General features: G+C 33.1%; 4 protein-coding genes and 1 tRNA gene (1 of these 5 cut by a window edge). 4 read left to right on the top strand and 1 reads right to left on the bottom strand.

The window, feature by feature from the left end; all coding sequences use genetic code 11:
• The 3 genes from V5N68_RS02640 to V5N68_RS02630 all read left to right on the top strand — a co-directional run.
• Positions 1-814 carry the 3' portion of a YrzE family protein gene (locus tag V5N68_RS02640; protein WP_332065644.1) on the top strand. It extends 281 nt beyond the left edge of the window, so 814 of the gene's 1,095 nt are visible here — the last part of the coding sequence; its start codon lies off the left edge, out of view; it ends in the stop codon at positions 812-814.
• Between the two features lie 1,244 nt (positions 815-2,058).
• The gene (locus V5N68_RS02635) at positions 2,059-4,215 is read left to right on the top strand and encodes an isocitrate/isopropylmalate family dehydrogenase (protein WP_332065643.1); all 2,157 of its coding nucleotides are present in this window, start codon (positions 2,059-2,061) and stop codon (positions 4,213-4,215) included.
• Between the two features lie 1,382 nt (positions 4,216-5,597).
• Positions 5,598-6,542 (top strand): N-acetylmuramoyl-L-alanine amidase, encoded by a 945-nt coding sequence (locus V5N68_RS02630; RefSeq protein WP_332065642.1) that lies wholly within the window; start codon positions 5,598-5,600, stop codon positions 6,540-6,542.
• Between the two features lie 752 nt (positions 6,543-7,294).
• On the opposite strand, the gene V5N68_RS02625 is transcribed toward V5N68_RS02630, so the two are convergent.
• Positions 7,295-8,515 (bottom strand): porin, encoded by a 1,221-nt coding sequence (locus tag V5N68_RS02625; RefSeq protein WP_332065641.1) that lies wholly within the window; start codon positions 8,513-8,515, stop codon positions 7,295-7,297.
• A 302-nt stretch (positions 8,516-8,817) separates the two neighbouring features.
• Here V5N68_RS02625 and V5N68_RS02620 point away from each other — a divergent pair.
• A tRNA-Ser gene (locus V5N68_RS02620) sits at positions 8,818-8,908 on the top strand.
• Positions 8,909-10,000 lie beyond the last annotated feature (1,092 nt).

Below are 10,000 nucleotides of genomic sequence, written 5' to 3'. Positions count from 1 at the left end.
TTTTATTGCTGGGCGTTTTGCAGAAACATCAGGTGCATTTCATGGCTTTTTAACTTGGGCTTTGTTAATACTTTTTATGGTAATTCAGGCTGCTTTTTTGGCTTCAGGTGCAGCTAACTTAGGGGCTAAAGCGGTTGTGGATAGTGGTAGTGCTGTAATACAAAAAACTATGTCCAATTCAGAAACAGATCCTTTTGCTATTTTCCCACAATTAAATGGTGAAAATTTAGAAGATTTTTTACATGATAAAAGCAGCCATAGTGTTGATTTTAATGAGTTGGGTAACGAATTGTATACTGCTCTTAATAAAAGTGATATTCCTGCTCTCGATCCTGACCGTTTAAAGAAAGTCTATGAAGCAGTTCTCAATGATATTGGAACTACAATAACTGCTTTTAAAAATGATCCTTCTCATTATCGTGCACATCTTAAAAATCTTAGTGATCGTCTTTCTGGTCATGTACAAATCATTACTGAAAAGATTAACAAGAACGATATCATTAATTCGCTTGTGAATAATGGGATGACACGTTCTGACGCACAAAAAACAGCTGATCATGCTATTGATGTTTATCAAAAAGCAGAAGTAAAAATCGAACAGGCAATTAAAGCTATTGAAAAACAGGCTGATACATTGTCCAAAAAATTAGATACGTTAGCAGAAGATGCTCGTGATACTGCGGATAAAGCTGCTGAAACGGCATCTCATATTGGATGGTGGGGATTTTTTGGAAGCTTAATGGGCATCGTTATTTCTAGTATCTTTGGTTATTATGGTTATAGAAGTCGTCATAAAGAGCCTCTACACACTTAAAAAATTTTGCTGCATAAAGCGTTGCATAATAAAAGCTGTACAATTAGGTGTGCGGCTTTTATTTATAAATTGATCTTTTATTGGAATGGACAGCAGGTATTACAAGTTTCTCAATATCTTATATTTCATTGAATGAAAGTTAAGGTTCTCTTTAACCATTTACAATTTCTATAGTTACTAGATATCAACGAAGATTGGGTATGTGAGGTGATCTTCGTCTTTCAATTCCATGGGATCAATAGTCTCCTTTATGATGAAGAGCATTGTTATATTTGAAGCTTTAAAATAAGGTTTTTAGAAGAACATTTAGCTCATATATGAAATCTTTTTATTAATTATGTGCTATACTTAAAAGTCTTTTCAAATTACTTTTTGTCATTATACAAGTTAAATAAAGGTGAAGGGTGTGTGCGTATAGCTCAATAGGTTATTTTATAACTGATTAATATATGTGGGGTGGATAAACAGATATCATATTTTCAGCTCTTTTATTTATCATAGGCCTTTAAAGTGTGTTGTGTAGTTTTTAAAGTTACTGATAAAGAAGGGAGACAAGTTTGAGGGCTGCAATTTTATTGATATTTTATATGCTAGTTATAAAAGATAGAGCTCTGTGCATCAAATACACTGAACTTCAAGTTTAAGTGGTGGTTATAATTTTTTATGTTGGAACTGACTGCTCGAGATAATTGGTTATAGATACTTTATTGATAGCAATATTTGATATTACAGTTTGTGCTTAAGAGATTTCTTATTATTAAGTATATGATCTTACTTATGGAATATTAGTATAAATTTAGCAAGGTCGCTTTCAAATGTATAAGCTTACTTGCTGTATCTAGATATCTTGTGCGATAAAACGTTGAATGTTTTCTGACTTTATTGGAAAAGAATGTTTTTAGAAATTTTGGAAATATTAGATATTTTTGTCTAATGTGTTAAAGTTTTTGAGAAGAGATTCTAACAAAAATTATGATCTTTACATAAAGATAACAATTAAACCTATAAAAAAAAGCATTTTTAGTCTTTGTTAGAGTTAAGTGTTTTGAATGAGGGTATCAAGCGTATTAGAGAGCTTTTATTTTTTTTTAGAAAAAAGTTTCAGTTGGGAACTTCAGACAATAAAATTTACAATTATTGTTTAAAATGCAAGCATAAGGTGCTCTTTTATATAAGTATGCAACCGTGGGAATAATTTGTTTTATGGTGTGTACAGTCTTGATCAGTCAATGGATCAATGAATTATGAAAAAGAAGGTTCTTGTATTGCCTGGTGATGGGGTAGGGCCGGAAGTATGTGATGCTGCTTTGATGGTCTTAAATCAGTTCAAGTTACCTATCGAGTTAATCTATGGTGATATTGGTTGGGAGTGTTGGAAACAGGAAGGAGATGTTATTCCTCAAGCGACTTGGAAAAAAATTACTGAAAGTGATGCTATTTTACTTGGTTCTGTGACCAGTAAAGGGAAGGAAGAGGCTTTAAAAGAATTTGCACCACATTTAAGAGAAGATGGTTCCACGTATATTTCTCCCATTATTCAACTTCGTCAGAAATTAGATTTGTTTGCTAATATACGGCCTATAAGATACATAACTGGTCCAAAGAAACCATTTAACTTTTGTATTATCAGAGAAAATACTGAGCATTTGTATACTGGGTTAGATTTTTGCGCTCTAACTCATGAAAAGGAAACATGGCTAAAACATTCTAATTTGGAAAAATATGGTATTGATGAGGCCGCATGGACGGTTCATTTACAGACACGTTTTGGTTTAGAGCGGTTATTTGAATATTCTTTTTCTTATGCACGGTCTCATAATTTTAAGCGGGTTACTTTGGCTAATAAGCTGGATATTATAAGGGAAAATGGTCAATTTTCTCAAAAAGTTTTTGAACAAGTTGCTCAAAATTATCCAGAAATAGAAGCAGAGATTCACAGTGTTGATGCAATTGCTTTATGGATTGCAACTGAACCAGAGCGTTTTGAGGTGATTGTTACTGAAAATATGTTCGGCAATATTCTTTCTGATTTTGCTGTTGGAGTAATGGGAGGAGTATGGCTTGCACCCAGTGCAAATGTGGGAAATAAAATTGCTTGTTTTAAGCCTGTTCATGGAAGTGCATCGCATATTGCTGGACAGAATAAAGCAAATCCTGCTGCTATGCTTTATACCACTGCTTTACTTTTAGATCATTTAGGTTTTAAGGATGAAGCGCAACAACTATCGGATAGTGTTGATCGAGTGATCTGTGCTGGAAGAACTGTTACCTGTGATCTGGAAGGATTAGCTACTACGCGTCAAATGGCTGAGTCTGTTCTTAGTTCTTGTGTGAAGCCTCTATCTGTTTGTCGTGCTGCAATTATTACTGTTGGAGATGAACTTCTTTCGGGACAATATTTGAATACAAATTTACAGGATTTGAGTCAAAGCTTAGAAAAAAGAAATATTCGCGTGATGCGGCACTTTGTTTGTGCCGATCAATTACAAAAAATTAGTGAGACTGTCATTGCTTGTTTGGGGCAGGAAGATATTATCGTTGTTAGTGGAGGATTGGGGCCTACATCAGATGATAGGACACGTGACGCTATTGCTCAAGCTGTGCAGCAGCCATTGGTTCATAATGAAGTTGTTTGGCAAACGATAAAAGGTCAATTACGACGGTTAGGTGTTATTCCAGATAACAATAATGCTCGTCAAGCATTATTTCCTGAGATAGCAAAAGTTCTTGATAATCCTACTGGGACAGCACCTGGTTTTTATCTTTCTTGTGATGGCAGTTCTCTGGTGGTTCTTCCTGGTCCGCCTACACAAGCCCTTCCTCTTTTAGAGGATTATTTAGAAAAAATAGATTATTCTACTGTGCAACGCGTTCAATATGCATGGACTTTAATTGGAATTGGTGAAAGTAAAATTGCTAGTTGGGTTGATCGCTATTTTGCAAATGAGGCATTTGAGCGGCATTTTTTATGGAGAAGTCCTTATGTTATTGTACAACTTACCGGTCAATCGTCTATACCTTTAGCCCCACATTTAATTAAAAAATTTGAAAATCATTTTGCCCCTTATTTAGTTGGTAAAGAGATTACCACTGCTCGCGAACAATTAGCGAAGGAGGAGGTAATCGTTTGTTGGTCTACGAATGATCCACTGCTTGCAGAGTATTTTCAACCAATGGAAAAAAGGACAGAAGATATTCCGCAAGTTAAAGCTTATGTTGATTTATCTCCTTCTTTGAAAATATTAAAACAACAGGACAAAAGTCTTGGTCGTGCTAAAATGACTGTAAGAGTTGAAGGTTATAAGGAAAATCATATCGTTTTTTCATATACAAGACCATTTTTAGATGTAGTCTTACGTGAATATGCAGATTGGTTAATTTTAAAATATTTTGTAAAATAAAAATTGATGAAAAGTATAAAGGCTACAAAAATATTCTATTGTATGAGATATGGTTGCTATTTTAAATATTATATAAGTTTTTTTGGAAGAAGTTTTAGCGACTTCATGTTAAATTATCGAAAATAGTTTTAAAATCATTAGATTCAGAGTCACTGTATCAAAGTCTTTTGTTCTGGGCATTAACAGTAATAATAGTATAGAATCTGATTTTACTATAGTACCCATTGGATTGTATCTTATGGATAAATTCATGTTCAGGTAAGATAGAAGGTAGTACGAGTTTATTTGAGAAAAGGAATATTTTTCTTTATAAAATGTGGATAACAACATATTATAATTTTTGAAGTTGATTACAAGTTATTAAATTGTAAAGTTTCTGATGAAATTTTACAAAATATTCCAATCATATAAAGTATTTTTATGCGTTTATAGTTTTATCTCTTAAATAGTTCTTTCATAATTTAGCGTATTATATAAGAAAAGGTTAGTATAGTTCTAGCAATTTATAAATGCAAGCGTTTTATATTCAATCAGTTGTAAGAGGTTATATAGTCTATATACTTTCATTTTAGCCATTTTTATATGGAGATAAAAGTTACAAAAAAATTTATAACGAATATGATTGAATTTAAATTTTTATTTAAGGTTTTAAATACTAAGAGTAAAACCGAAATTCTGAAGAAAGAGATTTTTATTTACATTAGAAACGAAAATTCTAAAATATTTTAAATCAAAAGATTTTTGTAAATACTGTAGAAAAAGGCTTTTTTGCAGGATAGATTATAGCCATTGGTAAGTTAAGAAAAAACTCGATTACTTGAGTTACTCTACTTTCTACAGCATTAAGATAAAAGCTCTATTTCAATGAAAACCGAGTGACTATCAAGTTTGATCACTAAATTGTCGTAAATTTGTCATAAACACGTTTTTAAATTGATATCATTGTAAAGTCGATTGGATGTTGTGCTGCATATGTGTGAGTGCGGTTACGGGTTACTTAGATTGTTAAGAAGAGAAGCTGTTTTTTGTTTATAAAGGCAAGTTGATATTTTGATCATCTGTTTCGTTACATTTTATTTATTTTTCTTATTTCAATCTTTTAAGCCTTTATCCAAGAAAGGAAGTAATTCTCTGAAGCTCTTAAATATTCTCAAGGCCACTTTTGTTGTGTGTGGAAGCTGTAAAATTAGTGCTTATACTCATTATTGATAATCGCTTTGATAGTTTATCAATATCCTGTTTGGCGTGAAATTGCGAATTTTGATATTTGGATGTCAGAATGTAGTAATGCGAGAGCTTTCAAAATAGTGCTAACGCTGTTTTTGTGTATCCTTGATATATGATGATATTAATTGAGAATTAGATAAAAAGGAAAGATTTTTATGTATCAGATTGATTATAATAGCTATCGCTCTGTCAAGAGCTTTAATCGTCGTGTTCGTTTTCTCGTTATGCATTATACGGCAATTAATTTTAAAGAATCGGTTATAGCGCTTACAGGAGATAAGGTTAGTTCTCATTATCTTGTTCCTGATCCTACTGACAAAACCTATATTGAGGCAGGGTTTCAGGATATGCGTATTTTTAATCTTGTTGATGAGAATGAAAGGGCTTGGCATGCTGGTGTCAGTTCATGGGCTGGACGCAGTAATTTGAATGATACGTCCATTGGAATTGAAATAGTTAATCTAGCGACTGGTCATTCTTCTTCTTCAGAAGAGACTTATGTTGAATCTGCTTTGAAGGATGTGCGCATGTTCAATCCGGTTGATATCGATAAGCCCGAGTTACAAAATGATATTGTTTGTTTGGCTGAAGATGATGGCATGAGTGGTTCAGTTCCTCCGATTAAAACCGTTGATGTAGTTACTTATGATAATGAAGGATTTGTATTTCCTCCTTATAATCCAATACAAATTGATGCAGTTAAAGAGCTTGCGTTGAATATTCTTCAGCGGTATCCGGATATTATGCCAGTCGATGTTGTTGGCCATAGCGATATTGCGGTTGGACGAAAGAGTGATCCAGGTGCAGCATTTCCATGGAAAGAGCTTTATGAGGCAGGTGTAGGGGCATGGTATGATGATAGCCTAAAGGATTATTATCAAGAGGAGTTTTCTAAAATTTTTCCAGATACGATGGATGTTTTAGGTAAATTGGGATGTTATGGATACGATATTTCGATTGCATGTACTGAAAGTGGATATAAGAATTTAATTAGGGCATTTCAGCTTCATTTTCGTCAAGAAAATTATGATGGAATTCTGGATGTTGAAACTGCTGCAATCATTTATGCGTTGGTAGATAAATATTTTCCCTCAAATTAACTCAGCTTATCCTTCATTGAAATATGGAGAGATCAGAATGTATATTGGGGGGAGGATTAGTGTTTTTTGATTTTATTTGCAATAATAGTTATTCTCTAAGAGAAGGCTTATCTTTGATTTAATCATAATGCAGGTCTGGAAAGCGTTAGCGGAAAAGCAACAGTGGTTCATAGCAGTAATTTGAAAGTGTGTTTTTTATTGTGGTATGTCTATTGTTAAAAAAGCATTGCAAAAGAAGAAGACTATGAATGAAGAGTATCCAGCAGTTAGGCGTTTATGAAAGAGAGTACATTATAATCCACTTATATGTTTTATAAGATTGGATACTAAAAAGATAAATGGTTGTTTATATTTTTTTATATTATTGATACGCAGAAAAAGCTCGATAATAGAAGAAAAGCCAGTGTATTGCTAAAAATATAATGAGAGTACACTATGTCCTTATTATACTTTTTTAGATCATTTTATAGATATTTTAAAGCTAACTAGCTAATTATTATGTAATAATTTTTTAATCTGTTGTGTTCCTATTTAAAGAACAATAGCGTTTGTTTTTAACTTTTCTAATTAAATATAATGTTTAGCAGGAAGTTATTGAGAGGGATAATTTTCATTATTATTTGTTATATAAACAAAATTTTTGAATAGTTTTCTTTATCATTCTTTGTATTATTGTAATTCGTTTTATAGGTTATTGAAAATAAAAAAACTGGCAACATAAATTGCCAGTCTAAAATCTTTGTTCAAGAGAATTAGAATGAACGTTGGATACGAATCATAGCTTGCAAAGCACTTTTCCCATTCAGAGAATGTTTATAAACTGTATTGCCTTCGCTGCCGTTGAGAATACGATCATCGTTCCAAGAAATATAAGTCAGCTCAGGTGTAATTACGAGTCCTGGAACCAACGTGTATGAGACATTTACAGAAGTTGCAAAGGTTTTTACAGCACTATAAGAAATTTGAGCATTCAAATTTGCTTGTGAATTAATTTTATAAGTTGCACCGCCCCATGCAGCCCATTTACCGCCCCAATTTGCATAGATTGTGGTATTTTTTCGTGAAAGAAACCGTTCATTTTTGGTTTCATCTTCTATTATTGATGCGTAGTAATCAACATTATTTTTATAGCCTCCCATGACCCAGAGGTTTAAATCATTATTGACATTGAAATCTAAGCGTAACTTACCCGCCCATTTTTTGTAATAAGCGTCATAAGCAGCAACTGTTGAAAAACCACCCCATTTTTGGATAAATTTTATACCAAAAATTAAATTAGAAGTATAATCTTTAGTTTGTTTACTCAGAGGGGGAAGGTCATCAGCATTAATAGAAGATATTTTGTCATTTTTGATGAAAAATGAGTCATCTTTATTATTGCCTGAAGCATTTCCTAGCTCAGCTCCAATAATAGCGGAAAAGCCACTTTCGTCATTAAAAGTGTAGGAAATAAAATTAGTGCGTGTAACACCTGCAGGTGCTATACTGTCATCGTTTAGAACGTTACCATAACCACCAGTCCAACTGTTGAAAATTGTATCGTCAAGACCTACGCGAAAACCACCAAGTTCAAGATAAGCTGCTGAAAGTTTTGCATAAGCCGAATCTTTACCATTACTCCACTGTGAGTAGAAACGTGCATATGAACGCAGTGTTCCTAACTCTGTTTCAGAAGCGGTTTGAAAAACAACCGTTAATCGTGTAGATACACCATAGGTTTTTTTACTATTTTCTAAATCTGCATCGGTTTTTGCATCGATGTTATCACCACCTTCTACATCAGCTCGGACACTTCCTGATAAACGTATGCAGGTTTCTGTTCCAGGGATATAAAAATATCCTTTACCATATGCATCACAAACACGAACATACTTTGCAGGTTCTGACTTTGTGGTAACTGTTGGAGCTGCTTGTGCTCCAGAAATTACTACAAAAGCTGCTGTAGAGCTGAGAAAGAAAGATTTAATATTCATAATGGTGTCTCCAGTAAAGGTAGTCTAATTGCAGTTCAATATTTTTGGCCAATTTATTAAAAGACAAAAATACGCAATACTCGTTACTCTGCCTATACTGGCCTTTTAAAGATATACAAATACGAAATTGTCTTTTTTGATGATATTCATGCACTATTAAATACAATGTGATAAAAAAAACACAATTTCACATGTTAGATTTTGATTTATTTTGTAAATACAAAAGAAAAATTTCTAAATATAAGAAAAAAAAAGAGAAAATGTCTTGAACTTTCTGTTGATACCGTTTATTCACCCTTCTTGGAGAGGTGGCCGAGTGGTCGAAGGCGCTCCCCTGCTAAGGGAGTAGGGCTCAAAAGGCTCTCGAGAGTTCGAATCTCTTCCTCTCCGCCACATTAGAGTAGAAGCGGTCAATAAGGTTAGAGTATGAGGCCTTAGGCTTTTTGATTTTATGGGATTAGACTTAGGAGTTTCTGCTTATAAAAAAGATAAAAGAGAACATATTTGTCTTTTGAATATTTGATCATATATGCTCTTGTGCTCAAATCTTTACCGTCTCTTTTCAATTTGAATTTTGGGAACAGAACGGGTGATGCTAAAGTCTCAGATCGTAGATCGATAATTGTTTTCTCTTGGTTTATATTGTAAGTGAAATTCCCGGCATTAGCTTATCTTATAGATCATGTTTTTGCTTTTTAGAGCTTCGTCAGCGTATTGGAAGGTCGCTATAATCCTTCTTAGGTTCTTTCTCTTCCTAATTTTGAAAATGTACTGAATGAAAGCTGCATTTATGATAACTTTACAAGATAAAAAATTATGCGTATTTCAGAGTTGAGATAGAGTATTTTTGCAAATAAGCTTTTTTATATAGAAAATTGCTTTTTATCCCCATTTTAAGTTCAAAAATGAGATTGTCCAATGTAAGAGAAGAATTGTCAAACTTCTGATCTTGCCTTGGGTGATGATTCTATAAAAATGCGTGCTAAGCATTTGGGTTTTACTATGGAAGAAGTTAATAGTCTCTTCCCTGGCATTTATCAGGGAGGCTTTTTTATTTGGATATAGACAAGGGCATCAGGCATTAGCCAAGACCAGTACGATGTTGCAAGAAATATCTTGAAGTCAGAAATAATGACTTGTGTGCTAAGGGTTTGCTTACTGCAATTTACGACGAAATACTCTTATCTTCTGATGAATGTTGCAAGAGAAAAATGGGTTGAACTTGCAATGGAACAGTTTTTAGCTATGAAAGATGCTATCGCGGAAACCCAAAGTTTACATTGACAATATAATCCTTTTGCTGTGTTGTAGTATTTCATTTTAGAAGATCAATTATTTTCATATCTTATGAATTCATTTTGGTTCTATTTCTTTATTTCGTTTTTGGATTGTATAGTAAAATTGCTTAATTTTTTGCTATTTTGATCTTTTATTCATATTGAACAATAATTCATTAAGTCTCTCTACTCTTTCATTACTACATCC

The organism is Bartonella eidoli, from assembly GCF_036576145.1.
GTDB lineage: Bacteria > Pseudomonadota > Alphaproteobacteria > Rhizobiales > Rhizobiaceae > Bartonella.
This window is presented reverse-complemented; position numbering and strand designations above follow the sequence as displayed.